This is a genomic window from Billgrantia sp. C5P2, assembly GCF_051062895.2.
In genome coordinates, this window is sequence record NZ_CM128542.1 from 4580269 (window position 1) to 4600051 (window position 19783).

General features: G+C 64.2%; 20 protein-coding genes. 7 read left to right on the forward strand and 13 right to left on the reverse strand.

Features of this window, described 5'->3' with window-relative positions; translation table 11 throughout:
* Positions 1-190 precede the first annotated feature (190 nt).
* Complete coding sequence (locus ACRWQA_RS21355; protein WP_263581719.1) at positions 191-520, reverse strand: accessory factor UbiK family protein; 330 nt, start codon at positions 518-520, stop codon at positions 191-193.
* A gap of 291 nt (positions 521-811) precedes the next feature.
* Here ACRWQA_RS21355 and ACRWQA_RS21360 point away from each other — a divergent pair, with 291 nt between their 5' ends.
* The 3 genes from ACRWQA_RS21360 (at position 812) to glnK (ending at position 2986) form a co-directional block, all read left to right on the forward strand.
* A complete protein-coding gene (locus ACRWQA_RS21360) occupies positions 812-1150 on the forward strand; it encodes a P-II family nitrogen regulator (RefSeq protein WP_163559241.1) in 339 nt (112 codons plus the stop codon).
* A gap of 38 nt (positions 1151-1188) precedes the next feature.
* The gene (locus ACRWQA_RS21365) at positions 1189-2511 is read left to right on the forward strand and encodes an ammonium transporter (RefSeq protein WP_434231390.1); all 1323 of its coding nucleotides are present in this window, start codon (positions 1189-1191) and stop codon (positions 2509-2511) included.
* A 136-nt stretch (positions 2512-2647) separates the two neighbouring features.
* Positions 2648-2986, forward strand: coding sequence for a P-II family nitrogen regulator (gene glnK, locus ACRWQA_RS21370; RefSeq protein ID WP_086509163.1), 339 nt, complete (start codon positions 2648-2650; stop codon positions 2984-2986).
* Between the two features lie 142 nt (positions 2987-3128).
* Here glnK and ACRWQA_RS21375 read toward each other — a convergent pair whose 3' ends face one another.
* Positions 3129-3905, reverse strand: coding sequence for a ferredoxin--NADP reductase (locus tag ACRWQA_RS21375; RefSeq protein WP_263581721.1), 777 nt, complete (start codon positions 3903-3905; stop codon positions 3129-3131).
* Between the two features lie 146 nt (positions 3906-4051).
* Between ACRWQA_RS21375 and ACRWQA_RS21380 the strand changes: the two genes are divergently transcribed.
* Positions 4052-4978, forward strand: a complete 927-nt coding sequence (locus tag ACRWQA_RS21380) for a LysR family transcriptional regulator (RefSeq protein ID WP_263581722.1) — start codon at positions 4052-4054, stop codon at positions 4976-4978.
* A gap of 10 nt (positions 4979-4988) precedes the next feature.
* On the opposite strand, the gene ACRWQA_RS21385 is transcribed toward ACRWQA_RS21380, so the two are convergent.
* From ACRWQA_RS21385 to phnD, 6 genes are all read right to left on the reverse strand, one after another.
* Positions 4989-7052, reverse strand: coding sequence for a methyl-accepting chemotaxis protein (locus tag ACRWQA_RS21385; RefSeq protein WP_263581723.1), 2064 nt, complete (start codon positions 7050-7052; stop codon positions 4989-4991).
* A 123-nt stretch (positions 7053-7175) separates the two neighbouring features.
* A complete protein-coding gene (locus ACRWQA_RS21390; RefSeq protein ID WP_263581724.1) occupies positions 7176-7604 on the reverse strand; it encodes a host attachment protein in 429 nt (142 codons plus the stop codon).
* A 120-nt stretch (positions 7605-7724) separates the two neighbouring features.
* A complete protein-coding gene (gene phnE / locus ACRWQA_RS21395) occupies positions 7725-8534 on the reverse strand; it encodes a phosphonate ABC transporter, permease protein PhnE (RefSeq protein WP_263581725.1) in 810 nt (269 codons plus the stop codon).
* Positions 8528-9337, reverse strand: coding sequence for a phosphonate ABC transporter, permease protein PhnE (gene phnE, locus ACRWQA_RS21400; RefSeq protein WP_263581726.1), 810 nt, complete (start codon positions 9335-9337; stop codon positions 8528-8530). Before phnE (ACRWQA_RS21400) ends, phnE (ACRWQA_RS21395) begins: the two co-directional genes overlap by 7 nt.
* On the reverse strand, positions 9324-10130 hold the full coding sequence (gene phnC, locus ACRWQA_RS21405) for a phosphonate ABC transporter ATP-binding protein (RefSeq protein ID WP_263581727.1): 807 nt from the start codon (positions 10128-10130) through the stop codon (positions 9324-9326). Before phnC ends, phnE (ACRWQA_RS21400) begins: the two co-directional genes overlap by 14 nt.
* Positions 10131-10198: 68 nt before the next feature.
* Complete coding sequence (gene phnD, locus ACRWQA_RS21410; protein ID WP_263581728.1) at positions 10199-11206, reverse strand: phosphate/phosphite/phosphonate ABC transporter substrate-binding protein; 1008 nt, start codon at positions 11204-11206, stop codon at positions 10199-10201.
* Between the two features lie 171 nt (positions 11207-11377).
* On the opposite strand from phnD, the gene ACRWQA_RS21415 reads away from it, so the two are divergent.
* From ACRWQA_RS21415 to ACRWQA_RS21425, 3 genes are all read left to right on the forward strand, one after another.
* Positions 11378-11968 carry a histidine phosphatase family protein gene (locus tag ACRWQA_RS21415; protein ID WP_434231396.1) on the forward strand — a complete coding sequence of 197 codons (591 nt, stop codon included), beginning with the start codon at positions 11378-11380 and terminating at the stop codon, positions 11966-11968.
* Between the two features lie 143 nt (positions 11969-12111).
* Positions 12112-12540, forward strand: a complete 429-nt coding sequence (locus ACRWQA_RS21420; protein ID WP_263581730.1) for a hypothetical protein — start codon at positions 12112-12114, stop codon at positions 12538-12540.
* Positions 12541-12645: 105 nt separating this feature from the next.
* Positions 12646-14181, forward strand: a complete 1536-nt coding sequence (locus ACRWQA_RS21425; protein ID WP_434231400.1) for a sensor domain-containing diguanylate cyclase — start codon at positions 12646-12648, stop codon at positions 14179-14181.
* Here the strand turns inward: ACRWQA_RS21425 and ACRWQA_RS21430 are convergent.
* The 5 genes from ACRWQA_RS21430 to ACRWQA_RS21450 form a co-directional block, all read right to left on the reverse strand.
* Positions 14159-14887, reverse strand: a complete 729-nt coding sequence (locus tag ACRWQA_RS21430) for an amino acid ABC transporter ATP-binding protein (RefSeq protein ID WP_263584033.1) — start codon at positions 14885-14887, stop codon at positions 14159-14161. The two genes, ACRWQA_RS21425 and ACRWQA_RS21430, sit on opposite strands and share 23 nt — an antisense overlap.
* Before the next feature lie 51 nt (positions 14888-14938).
* Positions 14939-16039 carry an amino acid ABC transporter permease gene (locus ACRWQA_RS21435; RefSeq protein ID WP_263581732.1) on the reverse strand — a complete coding sequence of 367 codons (1101 nt, stop codon included), beginning with the start codon at positions 16037-16039 and terminating at the stop codon, positions 14939-14941.
* Positions 16040-16049: 10 nt separating this feature from the next.
* The gene (locus ACRWQA_RS21440; RefSeq protein WP_263581733.1) at positions 16050-17240 is read right to left on the reverse strand and encodes an amino acid ABC transporter permease; all 1191 of its coding nucleotides are present in this window, start codon (positions 17238-17240) and stop codon (positions 16050-16052) included.
* Between the two features lie 115 nt (positions 17241-17355).
* The gene (locus ACRWQA_RS21445; RefSeq protein ID WP_263581734.1) at positions 17356-18384 is read right to left on the reverse strand and encodes an amino acid ABC transporter substrate-binding protein; all 1029 of its coding nucleotides are present in this window, start codon (positions 18382-18384) and stop codon (positions 17356-17358) included.
* A gap of 178 nt (positions 18385-18562) precedes the next feature.
* Positions 18563-19585, reverse strand: coding sequence for an amino acid ABC transporter substrate-binding protein (locus tag ACRWQA_RS21450; protein WP_412031184.1), 1023 nt, complete (start codon positions 19583-19585; stop codon positions 18563-18565).
* Positions 19586-19783: the final 198 nt, after the last annotated feature.

Below are 19783 nucleotides of genomic sequence, written 5' to 3' on the forward strand. Positions count from 1 at the left end.
GAGCGAGATGAAGCGCAAGGCGCACGGAGCACAGGAACCGGAGCATATGGGGTATATGTGAGGATTCCGACGGTCCGACGCTTCGGCACCGCGCAACGCAGCGATTCGCTCGCGCAGGCATTTATGCAGTGTTTCATTAGCGTAAGGGCTAGATACTAGCACTGTGCCAGAACGGGCTCTCCACGCTGGCTCAGCGCTTGGCGTCTCCGGGTGCGGCCGTGTCCGTACCTTTGTCCTCGGGCGGCGTGAGGGTCGCCTGGGTCACCGGAGTTTCGCGTGCCGCCAGCGCCTTCTCCAGGGCCGCGACCTGCTGCTCCAAGGCTTCGACGCGGATCCGCGTGCGCTGCAGCACGTCCATCAGGATGTCGAAATCCTCTCGCGATACCAGCTCGAGGCGGTCGAAGGCACCACGCACGATCTGCTGCACGCCCTTCTGAAATTCCTCCGGCGCCTGAGCCGCGCCCTGCAGGCGCTCGCCCAGCTGTTGTGCCAGCCGGCTGATGGGATCCTGATTCGCCATGGTGCGCTTCTCCTGTTGGCTTACACATGTTGCTCTACAGCATACGCAAGGCCCCGCCGCGACGCATGCCCTTCTATTGCGCTCTCATGGCGCACTTGCACTACACGGAAGCACCACCCTGGTGCAAGGCGACGGTAGCCGTTGCGCCATTGGAGCGCATGGCGGAAACCCATGTAACTGCAAGTCACTGTTTAAGAGCAGCAAAGGCTCAGCCTGGCATGGTCTGCGCATTACGCGCAGTACAGCCGGCTGGCGACCCCCGCCGCCTTTATTCCAGCAGGGAGAGATGCGATGAAGCTAATCACCGCCATCATCAAGCCATTCAAGCTCGACGACGTCCGCGAGGCGCTGGCCGACAACGGCGTCCAGGGCATCACCGTCACCGAAGTGAAGGGCTTCGGCCGCCAGAAGGGCCACACCGAACTCTATCGTGGCGCCGAATACGTGGTCGATTTTCTGCCCAAGGTGAAGGTCGAGGTGGCCGTGGACGACTCACGCCTGGAATCCGTGCTCGACGCCATCTGCAGTGCGGCCAACAGCGGCAAGATCGGCGACGGCAAGGTCTTCGTCACCCCGCTCGAGGATGTGATCCGCATCCGTACCGGTGAGCGCGGCGCCGACGCCGTGTAACGGCTTCCCCCAAAACAAGAGCAGCGATGGAGAACCCCATGATTGAACTTGCCGAGTTGAGCTACGCGCTCGACACCTTCTACTTCCTGATATGCGGCGTGCTGGTCATGTGGATGGCCGCCGGCTTCTCGATGCTCGAGGCCGGCCTGGTCCGCGCCAAGAACACCGCCGAGATCCTGACCAAGAACATCGCCCTGTTCGCCATCGCCTGCACCATGTACCTGCTGGTGGGCTACGCCATCATGTATTCGAGTGACGCCGGCGGCATCCTGCCCAATCTGGGCGTACTGATAGGCAGCGAAAACGGTGTCGATGCCGTGACTGCCGGTGGCGACGACGCCCCCTACTACTCCATGCGCGCCGACTTCTTCTTCCAGGTAGTGTTCGTCGCCACCGCCATGTCGATCGTCTCCGGCGCCGTGGCCGAGCGCATGAAGCTGTGGGCCTTCCTCGCCTTCGCCGTGGTCATGACCGGCGTCATCTACCCGGTATCCGGCTACTGGACCTGGGGCGGTGGCTGGCTTTCCGAGCTGGGCTTCTCCGACTACGCGGGCTCCGGCATCGTGCACATGGCCGGCGCCGCTGCGGCACTCGCCGGTGTACTGGTCCTAGGTCCACGCAAGGGCAAGTACGGCAAGGACGGCAGCATCCATGCGATCCCCGGCGCCAACCTGCCGCTGGCGACCGTGGGCACCTTCATCCTGTGGATGGGCTGGTTCGGCTTCAACGGCGGCTCCGAGCTCAAGCTCTCCGACGTCGCTTCGGCGAACAACGTGGCCCAGGTGCTGGTCAATACCAATGCCGCTGCCGCGGGCGGTGTGATCGCCGCGCTGATCCTGGCCAAGCTGTGGTTCCGCAAGGCCGACCTGACCATGGCGCTGAACGGCGCGCTGGCCGGCCTGGTGGCCATCACCGCGGGCCCGCTGGAGCCCTCGGCGCTGGGTGCCACGCTGATCGGTGCCGTGGGCGGCATCATCGTGGTGGCTTCCATCGTGACCCTGGACAAGCTCAAGATCGACGACCCGGTCGGCGCCATCTCGGTGCACGGTGTGGTCGGTCTCTGGGGCCTGCTGGCAGTGCCGCTCTCCTCGGACGCCAGCTTCGGCGCCCAGATCATCGGTGCGATCGCCATCTTCGCCTGGGTCTTCGTTGCCAGCCTGGCCGTGTGGCTGATCATCAAGGCGATCATGGGCGTTCGTGTCAGCGAAGAGGAAGAGTACGAAGGGGTCGACCTGGCCGAGTGCGGCATGGAAGCCTACCCCGAGTTCAGTGTCGCCAGGGTCTATGGCGGCAGCGGCGGCCGCCCGCAGTCCGGCGGCTACGGTGCCGGCGCACCGATCGGCCAGCCACACGCCGAATAAGCGCGACCGACTTGCCAAGGCTCCCCGCGGGGAGCCTTTTTTCTTCCAGCCGAGGGCGGTGTATGCTTGAGGCCAACGATCCGTACCCGCTCGGGTTCGACCAATGAACCCACGCCCGACCATGAGGAAACAGACCATGAAACTGGTGACCGCCATCATCAAGCCGTTCAAGCTCGACGACGTTCGCGAGTCGCTTTCGGAGATCGGGGTACAGGGCATCACCGTCACCGAGGTGAAGGGCTTCGGCCGCCAGAAAGGCCATACCGAGCTCTACCGCGGCGCCGAGTACGTGGTCGACTTCCTGCCCAAGGTGAAGGTCGAGATCGCCATCGACGACGACCTCGTCGAGCAGGTCATCGACGCCATCACCCAGGTCGCCAATACCGGCAAGATCGGCGACGGCAAGATCTTCATCACTCCGCTGGAGCAGGTGATCCGCATCCGTACCGGCGAAACCGGCAAGGATGCGGTGTAAAGCCCGAAGCCCGAAGCCCGAAGCCCGAAGCCCGAAGCCCGAAGCCCGAGGACAGCACAAACCAAACCGCCTCCGTAGCAGAGCTAAGGAGGCGGTTTTGCTTCCAGCCTCGAGCTGATGGCAGCAGCTCGGGCGAAACGGATCACTTCTCGACGAAGGCGCGCTCGATCACATAGTCGCCCGGCTCACCCATGCGCGGCGAGATGTTGAAGCCCAGGTCGTCGAGTAGCGCGCTGGTCTCGTCGAGCATCGCCGGGCTGCCGCAGATCATGGCGCGGTCCTGCTTGGGATCCATCGGTGCCACGCCGGTGTCCTCGAACAGCTTGCCGCTGCGGATATGGTCGGTGAGGCGGCCCATGGTGTGGAACTCCTCACGGGTCACGGTGGGGTAGTAGACCAGCTTCTCGCGGATCTCGTCGCCCAGGTACTCGTGGGCCGGCAGCTCCTTCTGGATGAAGTCGGCATAGGCAAGCTCGCTGACGCTGCGCACGCCGTGCACCAGGATCACCTTCTCGTAGCGCTCGTATACCTCCGGGTCCTGGATCAGGCTCATGAACGGCGCCAGGCCGGTACCGGTGGAGAGGAAGTAGAGGTTGCGCCCCGGCAGCAGGTCGTCGGTGACCAGGGTACCGGTGGGCTTGCGGCTGACCATGATCTGATCGCCCACCTTGAGGTGCTGCAGGCGTGAGGTCAGCGGGCCGTCGGGCACCTTGATACTGAAGAACTCGAGATGATCCTCATAGTTGGGGCTGGCGATGGAGTAGGCTCGCATCAGCGGCTTGCCGTTCACTTCCAGGCCGATCATCACGAACTGACCGTTCTTGAAGCGCAGGCTGCGCTCGCGGGTGGTGCGGAAGCTGAACAGGGTGTCGTTCCAGTGATGAACGCTGAGAACGTCTTCCAGTGCGAACTTGCTCATGCCGGCTCCTATCTATTCCAATATCGAATAACTCGAAGGTGAAAACGATTTGCTTGCATTATAAGAGCGCAAGGTTTATCTGTTAATTGGATTGTATGGATATCCTTTATCTAGATTCCTGATATAGATCAAAACCGAGCCGTTTCATGCATTTCACCCTGCGCCAACTCGAGGTCTACGTCGCCGTCGCCCAGCACGAGAGCGTCTCGCACGCCGCTCGCGCCCTCTCCCTGTCGCAATCGGCGACCAGTACCGCCCTGGCCGAGCTCGAACGCCAATTCAACTGCCAGCTGCTCGACCGCGTCGGCAAGCGGCTACGGCTCAATGCGCTGGGCTTCCAGCTGTTGCCCAAGGCCGTGGCGCTGCTCGACCGCGCCGAGGAGATCGAAGAGATCCTGCACGGCCAGCAGGGCATCGGCTCGCTCGATGTGGGCGCGACCCTGACCATCGGCAACTACCTGGCGACGCTGTTGATCAGTGACTTCATGCAGCGTCATCCGGGCAGCCGGGTGCGGCTTGCGGTGCGCAACACCCGCGAGATCGTCGACCGCGTGCGTCAGCACGAACTGGACCTGGGGCTCATCGAGGGGCACTGCGAGGAGGAGGACGTGATCACCCAGCCGTGGGTGGAGGACGAGCTGTCGGTGTTCTGCTCCCCCCGCCATCCGCTGGCCGGGCAGGGGGCGGTGGAACTCGACCGCCTGCTGCGCGAGGCCTGGATCATGCGCGAGCAGGGCTCGGGCACGCGCATGACCCTGGAGCAGGCCGCGCGTCACCGGCGCGGACGCTTCAATACCCTGCTGGAGCTGGAGCACACCGAAGGCATCAAACGGGCGGTGGAGTCGGGTCTCGGCATCGGCTGCGTATCGAAGCTGGCGCTACGCGATGCCTTCCGCCGCGGCAGCCTGGTGCCGATCCCCACCCCGGAGCTCGACCTGAGCCGCCAGTTCGCCTTCATCTGGCACCGTCACAAGTACATGGCCACCGGCATGCGCGAGTTCCTGCGCCTGTGCCGGCAGATGACCGAGGGGGTCAGGCGCAGCGACGAGATCGACCTGCCGCCAGTCTCCTGACCCCAACCCGCTAGCGGTCGCGTAGCTTGAAGCCGCCTACCACGCTGGCCAGGCGGTCGGCCTGTTCGCTCAGCTGTTCGGCGGCGGTGGTCGACTCCTCCACCAGCGCCGCGTTCTGCTGGATCGTGCGGTCGAGGTCGGCCACCGCCACGCTGACCTGGCCGATGCCGTCGCTCTGCTCGCCGGCCGCCATACTGATCTCGCCGAGCATGTTGGCCACCCGGTTCACGCTGGCCACCAGTTCGCCCATGCTTTCACCGGCGCGACCCACCAGCTCGGTGCCATTGACGACCCGCTGGGCCGAAGCGTCGATCAGCGCGCGAATGTCGCGCGAGGCTTCGGCGCTGCGAGTGGCGAGCTGGCGCACCTCGCCGGCGACCACGGCGAAGCCGCGACCGTGTTCGCCGGCCCGGGCCGCCTCGACCGAGGCGTTCAGCGCCAGCAGGTTGGTCTGGAACGCGATGCCGTCGATGACCTTGACGATCTCGCCGATCTTCTCCGAGGAGCGGCTGATCTCGCCCATGGTCTCCACCACCTGGCCAACCGTCTCACCCGAACGATGGGCGACCTCGGCGGCCGACTTCGACAAGCCGTTGGCCTCCTTCGAGGAGGCCGAGGTGTGCTCGACGGTGGCCGAAATCTGCTCCATCGAGGCCGAGGTCTGCTGCAGGCTGGCGGCGGCCTGCTCGGTACGCCGCGACAGGTCCTCGCCGCCGCTGGCGATCTCGCTGGCCGCTATACGCACCGACTCGCTGCTGTCGCGCACGTCGACCAGTACGTCATGGATCTTGTCGACGAAGGCATTGAACTGGGTGGCGAGCTCGGCACTCTCGTCGCGCCCGCGCACCGGCAACCGCTGGGTCAGGTCGCCGCCGCCGGAAGCAATGTCGCGCATGCGATCGGCCAGCAGCCGCAGCGGCCGCGAGACCCGGGTACCGACCCACCACAGCGCCGCTAGCCCCAGTGCCGCCAGCAGCAGGCCGACCAGCGCCATGCCCAAGGTGTCGGCACGGCGCTGCTCGCCCATTACCTCCTGCAGCGCGGCCAGTTCGGCCATCACGGCGGCTTCGGGCAAGCGGATCAGCAGCGTCCAAGGCGTTTCGCTAGCGCCGATGGTGAAGGATTGGTAACGCTCCAGCATACCCTCTCGCGCCTGGCTCACGCTGCCGCCCTCAGCCCGCGCCTGCTCGATGGCGCTCAGCACGTCATCGTCGAACGCCTCGCTCGCCGAGGCACCGAGGCGTTCGGCGTCACCGGTATGCGCCACCAGGCCACCGCGCCCGGCGATCAGCGCCATCTCACCCGCCCCGTCATAGAGCGACTGGTTGGCCTGCAACAGCAGTTCCTGGATGAAATCGAGCGCCAGGTCGACACCGGCCACACCGCGGAACTCGCCATCGGCCAGAATCGGCACGTTGAACGAGGTGACCAGCAGCGTCTCGCCGCCGTAGTCGTAGGGCGCCGGGTCGATGATGCAGGGGGCGAGGGTCTCGCGGGGGCAGAGATAGTACTCCCCTTCGCGCACGCCGCTGGCGAGAAGCGTGGCGCTCTCCATGGTTTCGCCCAGCGGGAGTACCTCAACATCGCTTTCCCCGGTGCGATACCACCAGGGCATGAAGCGCCCGCTGCCATCGTAGCCCTCGCTCTCACCGAGTTCGGTATACAGCGCGTCACGTCCGAAGGCGTCGGGCTCCCAGCCGATGAAGGCGTCCAGCAGCGAGGGGTTTTCGACTACCGTCTGGCGAACCAGGTTGGAGAGTTCGCGCCGGCTCAGGGAGAGGGCACGGCGACCGCTGGCGTCCCGCTGCCCCATCAGCGCATTGGTGTCGGCCAGCTGCGTGGCCAGCGTCAGCGCATGCTCGAGCTCGCGCTGGATACGCCCGGCCTCGGCATTCGCCAGCACCGCCAAGCGCTCGTCGATGGCCCCTTCGAGCAGAACACGGGTATGGGTCTCGACGGTCTGCTGGGTACGCGCGGAGGAGAACAGGCCATAGACGACCAAGGCCACGACCACGGCCAGCAGGCAGGGGCCGGCCAGCAGAATCACGAACTGGCGGATTGATCTGAGATGCATGGGCGCTCACGCTGAAGTAGGAAGCAGGTTGTGGCGAAGAAAACTTCGCATCCGTGCTCCCTTCTATCGGCAAGAGCGCCCTTTTCTTGAGACCAAAGTTCGAGATGAAAGTCGCAAATGCAATCAGCGCATATCGCTGACGGCCTCCTGGATATCGTTGAGCGGCGCCTTGGACAGATCCTTGTCCAGCGTATGGATGATCAACTTGCTGGTCGATCCGTCGAGTTTGTTGCGCAGCACGCCCAGAAAGCGGGGCGGGGCGACGAGTATCAGCTTGTCCATGCTGTTGTCGACCCGAGCCTTGTAGATGCGCTCGGCGATCTGCTTGGCGAATATCTCCGCCTCGTGGTCCAGGGCCACGCTGTCGCCGCGGCTGGATCGCCGGGTGTGGGAGGTCGACTCGTCGACGCTACCCGTCGCACCAGTGACCAGGTCTCCCTCGTGCAGGCGCCCTTCGGCGTGCACCAGGCTCTCCTTCTCCTCCAGCTTGAGCGCATCGCGGGTGAACACGCGCGCCCGCGCCGCATCGGCCACCACGATATACGTTGTCATAGCCTCTCCTTGAGTCGGGTTGAAGGAAATGACCGCCAATCCCATCGCGGACATTCTTCTTCAACATGGCAACCAGACCCTCCAGGGTCAACCGACTCCCGACCTTACAGGGTCAACCCACTAGAGCACCTTGCTGCGCAGCAGGCTGGTAACCGCCTCGCCCATCAGCACCAGCACGATGATGGCGATCAGGATGGTGGCCACGGTGGGCCAGGCGAAGGTGTCGATGGCCCCCTGCAGAATCACCCCGATGCCGCCGGCGCCGACCAGGCCCAGTACCGTCGATTCGCGAATATTGATGTCCCAGCGCAGGATGACGATGGCGAAGAAGGCCGGCATCACCTGCGGCACGATGGCGTAGGCGATCACCTTGGCCTTTGAAGCGCCGGTGGCCTCCATGGCCTCCACCGGGCGGCGGTCGATCTCTTCGATCGCTTCGCCCATCAGCTTGCCGATGAAGCCCACCGAGCGAAACATGATGGCAAGTATGCCCGCCAGCACTCCGGGGCCGAAGATCGCCACGAACAGTAGCGCCCAGATGATGGTGTTCACCGAGCGGCTGGCGACCAGGATGAAGCGGCCCAGCCACAGGCAGGCACGGTTGGGCGTGGTGTTCTGGGCGGCGATGTAGGAGACGGGCAAGGCGATGAAGATCGTCAGCGCAGTGGCCAGCGTGGCGATGTGCACCGTCTCGAGCAATGCGTTGGTGATGGCCGCCAGCCGCGAGGGATCGGGCGGCCACATGCGCGCACCGAGGTTCGAGATCTGATTCGGCGCGTCCCATACCCAGGGCCAGAAAATGTCGATGTCTCGCACCGCCCAGTAGACCACCATCACGGTGGCCAGCAGCACGGCGTAGCGAATCAGGCGCTGCTTGCGGTCGTAGCGCTGCCACACGCGGTCGGCCAAGGCTCCGGCATGATCTACCATATCTTCTTCCTCACCCAACCGCTGATGCCTTCACTGATCAGGATCACGGCGATGATCGTGATCAGGATCGCAAAGGCGAAATCGTAGTCGTAGCGGCCGAAAGCGTTCATCAGCGTGCCGCCGATACCCCCGGCGCCGACGATGCCTACTACCGCCGAAGCGCGCAGATTGCTGTCGAGCTGGTACATGGAGAGCCCCACCTGACGCGGCAGGATCTGCGGGAACACGGCGTAGACAAGGGTGGCGAGATAGCCCGCTCCGGCGGCCTTCATCGCCTCCACCTGGCCCCAGTCGATCTCCTCGATCTCTTCCGCCAACAGCTTGCCGACGAAGCCGATCGAATAGATCGTCAGCGTGAGGATACCGGCCAGGGGACCGAAGCCGACCGCAGCGACGAACAGGATGGCGACGATCACCGGATGGAAGCTGCGCGAGACGATGATCACCGCGCGGCCGAGCAGATAGATGGGCTTGGGGGCGACATTCTTGGCTGCCATCACCGCGAAGGGGATCGATAATGCGACCCCCAGCAGCGTCGCCAGGATGGCGATCTGGAAGCTCTCCTTGAAGCCGGTGATCAGCAGGCCGCTTCGCTCGAAGCTGGGCGGAAAGCCGCCGCCGAAGATGCGTGCCGCCCGCGGCAGGCCTTCGGCGATGCGCGCCCAGTTGAACGGCAGCGAACCAAAGGCCCATACCAGGTAGACGATCGCCACCAGCCACAGCCCATAGCGCAGCAGCGGGTTGGCGATGAAGGGCGGCTTGCGCCAAGTGTGTGGCAAGGCCGAGCGGTCAGGTCGAGTCATGCGCCACCCCTTGCGTCGTTCGCCCGGGCTCCTCGGTGATCTCCTCCTCGGCCGTCTCGATACCGCCGTAGATGGCGTCCAGTGCTTCCTTGTCGAAGTCGGCAGGCGCGCCGTCGAAGATCATCCTGCCGTGACGCAACCCGACGATGCGTTCGGTGTAGGCCTTGGCCTGGGCCACGTTGTGGATATTGATCAGCACCGGCAGCGAGAGCTCACTGGCGAGACTCTGCAGCAGTTTCATGATCTGCTCGGAGGTGCGCGGGTCGAGCGAGGCCGTCGGCTCATCGGCCAGCAGGATCTCGGGTTCCTGCATCAGCGCCCGTACCACCCCGACGCGCTGGCGCTCGCCGCCCGAAAGTTCGTCGGCGCGCTTGTTGGCGTAGTGGGCGATGCCCACTCGCTCCATCAACTGGAAGGCGCGCTCGATATCGCTCTGGGGATAGCGCCGTGTGATCGCCTGGAACAGGTTGACGTAGCCGAGCCGCCCGGCCAGCACGTTCTCCATCACCGTCAGCCGGTCGATCAGGTTGAAGCCCTGGAACACCATGCCGATCTTGCGCCGGGCCCGGCGCAGCTCTCGCCCCCTGAGGTTGACAAGTTCAGTGCCGTTGAGCCTGATCGAGCCCGACGTGGGCTCCACCAGGCGGTTGATACAGCGCAGCATGGTGCTCTTGCCGGCGCCGGAGGCACCGACGATGGACACCACGCTGCTGCCCTCCACCGTCAGGTCGAGCCCCTCCAGCACAGGCGCGTCGCGGCCGTAGCGCTTGACCAGTTTCGAAATCTCCAGCATTCAACCACCTCACGTCACAGGAAAAGGAGCGCCCCCGGTCATGCCGAGGGCCCCAGCATTCGCCAGGCTCACTCCTGCTCCAGGTCCTCGCGGGTGTAGCTCACGCCGTTGGCTTCCTGAATGGTGCGAATGACCTTCCAGTGCTCTTGGTAGTTGATGGGGATGAACTTCTCGACGCCCTCGAACTCATCGCCCAGCTCGGTGCCGGCGAATTCGAAGCTGAAGAAGGCTTCCTCGATCTTGTCGACCAGGTCTGGATGCAGGTTGTGGGCATAGTTGTAGGACGTGGTGGGGAAGCGATCCGACTCGTAGATCATGCGCACTTCCGCGGGGTCGTAGAGGCCCCGCGCGGCCATGCGCTCGACCACTTCGGAGGCCACCGGGGCGGCATCGTAGTCGCGGGCGACCACGCCCAGCATCGACTGGTCGTGACTGCCGGAATAGATCACCTCGTAGTCCTCGTCGGGCACCACGCCTTCTTCGGGGAACAAGGCGCGCGGCGCCTGGTTGCCGGAGTTTGAGGTCGGCGAGGTATGGGCGATCCGCTTGCCCTTGAGATCCTCCATCTCCTCGATGTCGGAGTCGACATGGGTGTAAACCTGCAGGGTATAGCCGAACTGGCCGTCGTCGGAGCCCATCAGCGCGAAAGGCACTGCCCCTGCGAGATTGACCGCGAACGGCGTCGGGCCGGTTGAGAAACCGGCGATGTGGAGACGCCCGCTGCGCATGGCCTCGACCTGGGCCGAATTGGACTGCACGGCAAAGAAGCGCACGTTGCGTCCGGTCACTTCCTGCAAGTGGTCGATGAAGGGCTGCCAGATGTCCGAGTAGATGGCTGGATCCTCGACCGGGGTATAGGCAAAGATCAGTGTATCGGGATCGACCCACTCGGACTCATCGGCGGGGCGGTCGGCGACAAGATCGCCGTTTTCATCACAGTAGAGGTCGTCCAGGTCGCCACGGGGGCAGTCGGCCTGGGCCTGCGCGGACGCCGACATCACCAGGGCCAGCGGCAGCAACGAGGAGAGGGCCAAGGTGGCGAAGGGGGTACGGCCGAACGTCTTTGATATTGTCATTGGCGTGTCTCTCTGTATCACTGTAATTATTTGAGTCGTTGTCGTTCATAGGCATTATGGCAGGATCGAATGACTTGGGTGATCCCGCTTATCCTGCTCGAAAGCGAACATGCACAGGCCTTGATGATCGCAAACGAAACTAATCACCAATCTAGGTAGTATGACAAGACGATGTCAATCCGATTTCACTCCACCCCCAGTCAACGCCGCAATCGCTACCTGCTGATGCGACACGGCCATAGCCAGGCCAATGCCCGGCGACTGATCATCAGCACCCCGGCCAGGGGCCTGACAGCGTTCGGCCTTTCCGAGCAGGGCGAAGCGCAGTTGGAAGCGCTGCTCGCCGAATGGCGCTGGCCGATACCGACCCGCATCCTGCACTCGGACTTCCTGCGCACCACCGAAACCGCCAGGCGAGTGGCCGCTCACTTCGGCATTGCCCTGCAACCCGAGCCGCGTCTGCGCGAGCGCGACTTCGGCGACCTCGAAGGCCTGGAGGACAGCCACTACGAGGACGTCTGGACACATGACGAAATCGACCCCGAACATGGTGAATATGGTGTCGAAAGCGTGGCCAGCGTCGCCGCCCGCATGCAGGGCGTGATCGCCTCGCTGGAGCAGGCGCTGCGTGACGAAACCGTGCTGCTGGTGAGCCACGGCGACCCGCTGCAGATCATGCTGACCGCTCTCGAAGGTCGCCTCCTGACAGAGCATCGCGGCCGCGAAGCGCTGCTTCCGGCCAGCATCACGATGCTCGACTGAACCATGCCCGCCTGAACTATGCCCGACTGAGCGAGTGCCCCAACGTAACGGCTGACGCTCGTCGCAATCTGGGTTAGCATCGAATCGTCGGCAGGGATGTCGGCCAGTTCATCGTACTGCGATGCGTCAACGGGAGGAGCCCGATGCGACAGTTCCTGTTTCCCCGCCGCCCCATGTCCCGCGGCGTCCTGCTCTTCAGCCATTTCGTGCTGCAGCTCGGCCTGCTGGCAAGCGCCGCACTGTGGCTGCTGCCACGCACCCCCTGGTTCGCCGCCATCGACTGGCACCAGGCCTGGCCCAGCCTGGCGCTGGGTGCCGGACTCTGGCTGGCCGCCACCCTGGGCCTGCGTCTGCTCGTCGAGCTCTGCCTGCTGCCTCATCATCTGGGCGCCCGGGTCGGCTTCGCCCCCGGCGATGTGGTCACCCGCTCATTCGAACGCCGGCCGGCCGTGCATGACAGCCAGGCGGCCTGGACCAGCGAGGCACGTCCGGTGGAAACCGAGCCCAGCGTTCTGGGCAATGCACGCGTGACACGGCCCGCCGAGCCCCTCAAGCCCCAGGGAAGCCTCTGATCCACACGCCACGGCCACTTAGCCTATTCGCTAAGCAAGCCGCTATGTAATCCGAAAGTAAGCCTCTGTTATGATCGGTCTACCGCCTGACGGATGAGACTTCTCATGCCGGCACCGATCCATCCCGACGCCACACGCCTCCTCACTGCCCTGGCCAGGGGCAGTCAGGCGCTGATGCAGGGGCGCTTCTGGGGCAATGGCGTCGATGCCCTGCTGGGCGAAATCGGCCGGGCTTCCGGCGCCAGCCGCGTGTGGATCTTCCAGCTCCTCGAGCTGCAGGATGAAGCCGTCATTCAGGACTACGTCTTCGAGTGGGCTGCCGCACCGCACTACCGCCAGCTCACCCACAAGCGATTTCGCTTCTTCTCCACCCTCTTCGACGACCCCCTCTATCGAAGCATGGTCGAGGAGCGCCAGCGTGGCGTGGCGCAGCACTTCATCACCGAACGGATGCCGGACGGTACGCTGCGTGAAAACCTCGCCAGCCAACGAATTCGCTCGATGGTCACGGTCCCCATCATGGTGGACGGGCGCTGGTGGGGCACGCTGGGAATCGACGACTGCGAGCGACCGCTCGATTGGAAGGGCGCCGGCCTCGAAGCCTTGGCCGTGGCCGCCGAACTGATCGCTTCGGCCATCTATCGACACCAGCTCTCCAGCCGGCGACGTCAGCTGGAGCTCTTTCAGCAGGTCGCCGACTGCGGCATCTGGGAGATCGACCTGCACAGCGGTTCGACCTGGTGTTCCCGAGCCCTGCTGCGTACGTTGGGCTACCCCGACGACTACGCTTGCCTGCCGCTGCGACGCCTGCTGGTCCACATCCTCCCAACCGATCGCCAGCGGCTCTGGGCGCAGCTGCGCGAATGCCGTGCGGGCGCGCGAAAGAGTTGTCGTCTCGACGTACGGTTGCACCGTGGCGGCGAACCGCTGCGCTGGCATGAGATCGTCGCCGAGCTGGCCCTCGACGAGAACGGCCAGCCCACTATCATCTCGGGCCTGGCCATCGACATCACGCGGCGCAAGCAGGGCGAGCAGCGCGCCATGATCGCCGCCGAATACGACGAACTCACCGGTGTGATGAATCGACGTGGACTCACGCGTCGCACGCAAGCGCTCCTGAACGGTACGCCGTCCGCGCCGTGCCATCTGCTGCTGCTGGATATCGACAACTTCAAGGTGATCAACGATTGCTATGGACACCCCGCGGGCGATGCCCTGCTGAAACTGCTGGCCACCCAACTGAGTAATGAGCTGCGCGATCAAGACGTCCTGGCGCGTGTGGGTGGAGAGGAGTTCGCCCTGCTTGTCGGTGGTCTTGACGACACCCAGGTGCTGCAACTGGGGGAACGCCTAAGGGCCAGCATCGCCGATACGCCCTTTCCCCTGCAGCTGCTTGCCAGCGACGTGAAGACCCGCCATGTCGATATCACCGTCAGCATCGGCATCGCCAGACTGCCCCATGGGCAAGACCCGCAACACGCCCAGGCGCTGGCCACCGCCCAGGCCGACCAGGCGCTCTACGCCGCCAAGCACGCCGGACGCAACCGCGTATTGATCTTTGGACGGCATGACGCTCCGCCGGACCCGCAGGATGGTACGGGCCCGGCGAATCCCTCCCTCAGTGGCCCAGGATCTGGCTGAGGAAGAGCTGGGTGCGCTCGGACTGAGGATTGTTGAAGAAAGGCTCCGGCGCGTTCTCCTCGATGATCTGGCCCTGGTCCATGAAGATCACGCGGTCGGCCACGGTCTTGGCGAAGCCCATCTCGTGGGTCACGCAGAGCATGGTCATACCCTCCTCCGCCAGCTCGACCATGACATCGAGCACCTCCTTGATCATTTCCGGATCGAGCGCCGAGGTGGGTTCGTCGAACAGCATCACGTCGGGGTGCATGCACAGCGAGCGGGCAATCGCCACGCGCTGCTGCTGGCCACCGGAGAGCTGGCCGGGATATTTCGTGGCCTGCTCGGCGATCTTGACCCGCTCCAGGTACTGCATGGCGAGCTGCTCCGCCTCACGGCGCGGCTTCTTCTGCACCCACTTCTGTGCCAGACAGCAGTTCTCGAGCACCGTGAGGTGCGGGAAGAGGTTGAAGTGCTGGAATACCATGCCCACGCTGCGGCGGATCTGTTCGATGCGCTTGACGTCCTGGGTCAATGGTACGCCGCCGACCACGATCTCGCCGGCCTGGTGCTCCTCGAGGTGATTGATGCAGCGAATCAGCGTCGACTTGCCCGAGCCCGAGGGTCCGCAGATGACGATCCGCTCGCCACTCTTCACTTCGAGATCGATATCGCGCAGTACGTGAAAGTCGCCGTACCACTTGTTGACGCCGCGCATCTCGACCATCAGGGTCTCGGCGCCGGCCTGGGTTGCCTGTTCAGTCATTGTTCTCGTTCCTTACCGCTTGTGGCCGGTATGCAGTTTTCTTTCCAAATATTGGCTGTAGCGCGACATGCTGAAGCAGAAGATCCAGAACATGAACGCGGCGAACACGTAGCCCTCCAGGGAGAAGCCCAGCCAGCGGGAATCCGACAGCGCCGCCTGCACGATGCCCAGCAGATCGAACAGACCGATGATCATGACCAGGGTGGTGTCCTTGAACAGCGAGATGAAGGTGTTGACGATGCCGGGGATCATCATCTTCAACGCCTGGGGCAGCACGATCAGTCCCATGCGCATCCAGTAGCTCATGCCCAACGCCGCCGCCGCCTCCTCCTGGCCACGGGGTATGGCCTGCAGCCCGCCGCGGATGACCTCGGCCATGTAGGCGCTCTGGAACAGGGTGATACCGATGAAGGCCCGGATCAGGCGGTCGACGCTCACGCCGGTCGGCATGAACAGCGGCAGCATCACCGACGCCATGAACAACACCGTGATCAGCGGCACGCCGCGCCAGAACTCGATGAACACCACGCAGAAGCTCTTGACGATGGGCATCTGCGAACGGCGCCCCAGGGCCAGCAGGATACCGATCGGCAATGCACCGACCATACCCACTACGGCCAGCACCAGGGTCAGCATCAGGCCGCCCCAGCGATGGGTCGGCACCTGCGGCAGGCCGAAGTGACCGCCATAGAGCATGAAGTAGGCGAAAACCGGGAATGCCACCAGCACCGCCAGCGCCACCCAGCGCTTGAACGGCAGCCGCGGGATGGCCAGCCAGGCGATCAAGGCGGCAAAGGTGACGAACGTCACATCGACCCGCCAGATCTCGCCACGCGGATAGAGTCCGTAGATGAACTGGGTGAAACGGGCGCTGACGAACACCCAGCAGGCCCCCTCGCGGGAGCAGTCATCCCGCGTGGTGCCGATCCAGTCGGCATTGATGAAGGCCCACTGAATCGTTGGCGTCAACAGCAGGTAGAGCAGATAGATCCCCAGCAGGGTGAAGAAGCCGTTCACCGGCCCGCTGAACAGGTTGGCCCGCAGCCAGGCCACCGGCCCCACCGTGTTCTTCGGCGCCGGGCGCGCCTCGATCATCTTTTGTTGAATCGTCATGGCGCCTCTCCTAGCGTTCCACCAGCGCCACGCGGGCGTTGAACCAGTTCATGAACATCGACACCAGCAGGCTGATGGTGAGGTAGACCGCCATGGTCATGGCGATGACCTCTATCGCCTGACCCGTCTGGTTGAGGGTCGTGCCGGCAAATACCGACACCAGATCGGGGTAGCCGATGGCCGTGGCCAGCGAGGAGTTCTTGATCAGGTTGAGATACTGGCTGGTCAGCGGCGGGATGATCACGCGCAAGGCCTGGGGTACCACCACCAGGCGCAGCACCAGGTTCTGCGGCAGGCTGAGCGCCTGGGCCGCCTCGGTCTGGCCGTGGGGTATCGCCTGAATGCCGGAGCGCACGATCTCGGCGATGAACGACGCCGTGTAGATCGACAGCGCCAGCCACAGGGCCAGGAACTCGGGAATGATGGTAAAGCCGCCGCGGAAGTTGAAGCCGCGCAGCTCCGGTACGTCCCAGGTCACCGGCACGCCGGTCGCCACCAGCACAAGCAGTGGCAGGCCGACGATCAGGCCCAGCGAGATCCAGCCCGCCGGCAGGCGCTTGCCGGTTGCCTCATGGCGCCGCTTGTTCCAGATCATCAGCGCGATGCTGGCCACGATGGCCACGCCAAAGGCCAGGGGGATCAGGCCGAAGCCGGACTCGAACAACGGCTCCGGCACATAGAGGCCGCGCACGTTGAGGAAGATCACTTCGCCGAGGGAGTAGCTATCCCGTGCCGAGGGCATGGCGCGCAGGACGGCGAAGTACCAGAAGAAGATCTGCAGCAGCAGCGGGATGTTGCGGAATATCTCGATATAGCCCGTCGCCAGCCTGGCGATCAACCAGTTGGGTGAAAGCCGGGCAATACCGACGATGAAACCGATGGTGGTCGCAGCGATGATCCCCAGCGCGGAAACCAGCAGGGTATTGAGCAGGCCCACCAGGAAGGTTCGGCCGTATGTGCTCTGCGACGAGTAGTCGATCAGGCTCTGGACGATGCCGAAACCGGCGGTATTGGTCAGAAAACCGAAGCCGGTGGTGATGCCGCGGGCGGCCAGGTTGGCTTGGGTATTGCCGACGATGTAGAGCAGGAAGGCCACCACCGCCGCGATCAGCAGGACCTGGAAGATCAACGCCCGCTTGGCGCGATCGCGCCAGAAAGGCGGTTTTGGGCCTATGGATGGGGCCTTGGGTCGAACGGACATGAAGGGACTCTCCGCCTGGATCCGTCAAGCAGGTATCAGCCAACCGGCCCGGGGTGTATCCGGGCCGGAGGCAGTACGAGGATCGGGGCGTCACGCGATGCCCCGGGCGGTACGATCAGCGAATCGGCGGAGCGTACTGGATGCCGCCTTCGGTCCACAGGGCGTTGATGCCGCGCTCGATCTGCAGCGGCGAGCCCATGCCGACGTTACGCTCGTAGCTTTCGCCGTAGTTGCCTACCTGGCTGATGATGTTGTAGGCCCAGTTGGCGTCGAGGCCCATGCCTTCACCGTAGTTGCCGTCCTGCCCCAGCAGGCGGGCAATGTCCGGATCCTCGGAGTTGCGCATCTCGTCGACGTTCTCGCTGGTGACGCCCATCTCCTCGGCGTTGAGCATGGCGAACAGCGACCACTTGACGATGTTGAACCACTGGTCGTCGCCCTGGCGCACCACCGGGCCCAGCGGTTCCTTGGAGATGACCTCCGGCAGGATCACGGACTGGTCCGGGTCGGAGAGCTGGATGCGCAGCGCGGCCAGCTGCGAGGTGTCGGAGGTCAGCACGTCGCAGCGCCCGGCCTCGTAGCCGCCCACGGTCTGCTCGGAGGTGTCGAAGACGATGGGGTCGAACTGCATGCCGTTGGCACGGAAGTAGTCGGCCACGTTCAGCTCGGTGGTGGTGCCGGACTGAACGCAGATGGCCGCGCCGTCGAGATCCTTGGCACTGGAGACGCCCAAGTCCTTGTTGATCATGAAGCCGATGCCGTCGTAGAAGTTCACGCCGGCGAAGTTCAGGCCCAGAGTGGTATCACGGGTGGTGGTCCAGGTAGTGTTGCGCGAGAGCAGGTCGACCTCGCCGGACTGCAGCGCAGTGAAGCGCTCCACCGCGTTCAGCGAGATGTAGCGCACCGCCTCGGCATCGCCGAACACAGCGGCGGCCACGGCACGGCAGACGTCGACATCGAGACCCTGCCACTCGCCCTGGTCGTCCGGCGCAGAGAAGCCCGGCAGGCCGTCACTGACGCCACACTGTACGGCACCACGCTCGATGGTGTTCTCCAGCGTGTCGGCGGAGGCCACGGCGGCGGTTCCCAGTGCCAGTGCCGCTGCGGAAGTGAGCAGCACCCACTTGTTCTTGTTGTCGCGCATGTAAAGATCCCTCGTAGAAAATTGGAATTCTTGAAAGCAGCATGCCGGAGCATGTGCCTGCACCTTAGCAAGGTTTGTTCCAAGGCAGGGATAGTGCAGGCAAAACTCTTATTCAACGCTCGCACCGGAGACGATCCGGCCTGAGCCGCCGCACCGCTTTGGTGCAACCAGGCATGCCTCAGCGCACCGGTGGCGCATAGTGCAGTCCACCCTCGGTCCACAGGGCGTTCTGGCCGCGGGCAATGTTGAAATCGGAGCCGGCCCCCACGTTGCGCTCGAACATCTCGCCGTAGTTGCCCACCTGCTTGACGATCTGGTAAGCCCAGTCGACGGTGAGCCCCATGCCCTCGCCGTAGTTGCCATCGCGGCCCAGCAAGCGAGCGATGTCCGGGTCTTCTGAGTTGAGCATCTCGTCGACGTTGGCCTGGGTAATGCCCAGTTCCTCGGCATTGAGCATGGCGAACAGCGACCACTTGACGATATTGAACCACTGGTCGTCGCCCTGGCGCACGGCCGGCCCCAAGGGTTCCTTGGAGATGACTTCGGGCAATACCATGGCGCTGTCGGGGTCGGCCAGTTGCATACGCTGGGCGTAGAGTTGCGAGGCATCGGAGCTGAGCACGTCGCAGCGCCCGGCCTCGAAGCCTGCTATCGACTGCTCGGGCGAGTCGAATACCACCGGCTCGTACTCTATGCCATTGGCACGGAAGTAATCGGCCAGGTTGAGTTCGCTGGTGGTGCCAGATTGGGTGCATACCGCGGCACCGTCGAGCTCCGTGGCGCTCTCCACGCCGAGGTCGCTAGCCACCAGGAAGGCCTGCCCATCGTAGTAGCTGACGCCGGTGAAGTTGAGGCCAAGCGTCGTGTCGCGGCTCGAAGTCCAGGTCGTGGTACGCGAGAGTACGTCCACTTCGCTCGACTGCAGGGCCGTGAACCGTTCCACCGAATTGAGCGGTACGAAGTGCACCTTTTCGGCATCGCCCAGCACCGCGGCGGCGATGGCCCGGCAGACATCGGTATCCAGGCCCCGGTAGTTATCCTCATCGTCCAGTGCCGAGAAGCCCGGCTGGGCAGCATTGACGCCACAGCGCACCTGATCTCGCTCGCGAACGTCATCGAGCGTGGCCGCCTGGGCCAGGCCGATGCCGCCCAGCATCAGCGTCGCCGATGCCAAGCAAGCCAGCCTGTCGTTATAGGTCATGTCGTTCCCTCGTTGTCGTTGGATGAAAGCCCTGGCAGGGCCTCGCTTATGCTTAGCGCATCCTCACGCTACCTGCACGACGCCTCGCCGCCCGTGCGGCCCTTGCCTTCAACGAAGAATATTTAGCCCACTAAGAAAACGCCCCGCAGGCCAGGCCTGCGGGGCGTTCGGGTAGCGCATCAGAAGGAAGTGTGGACG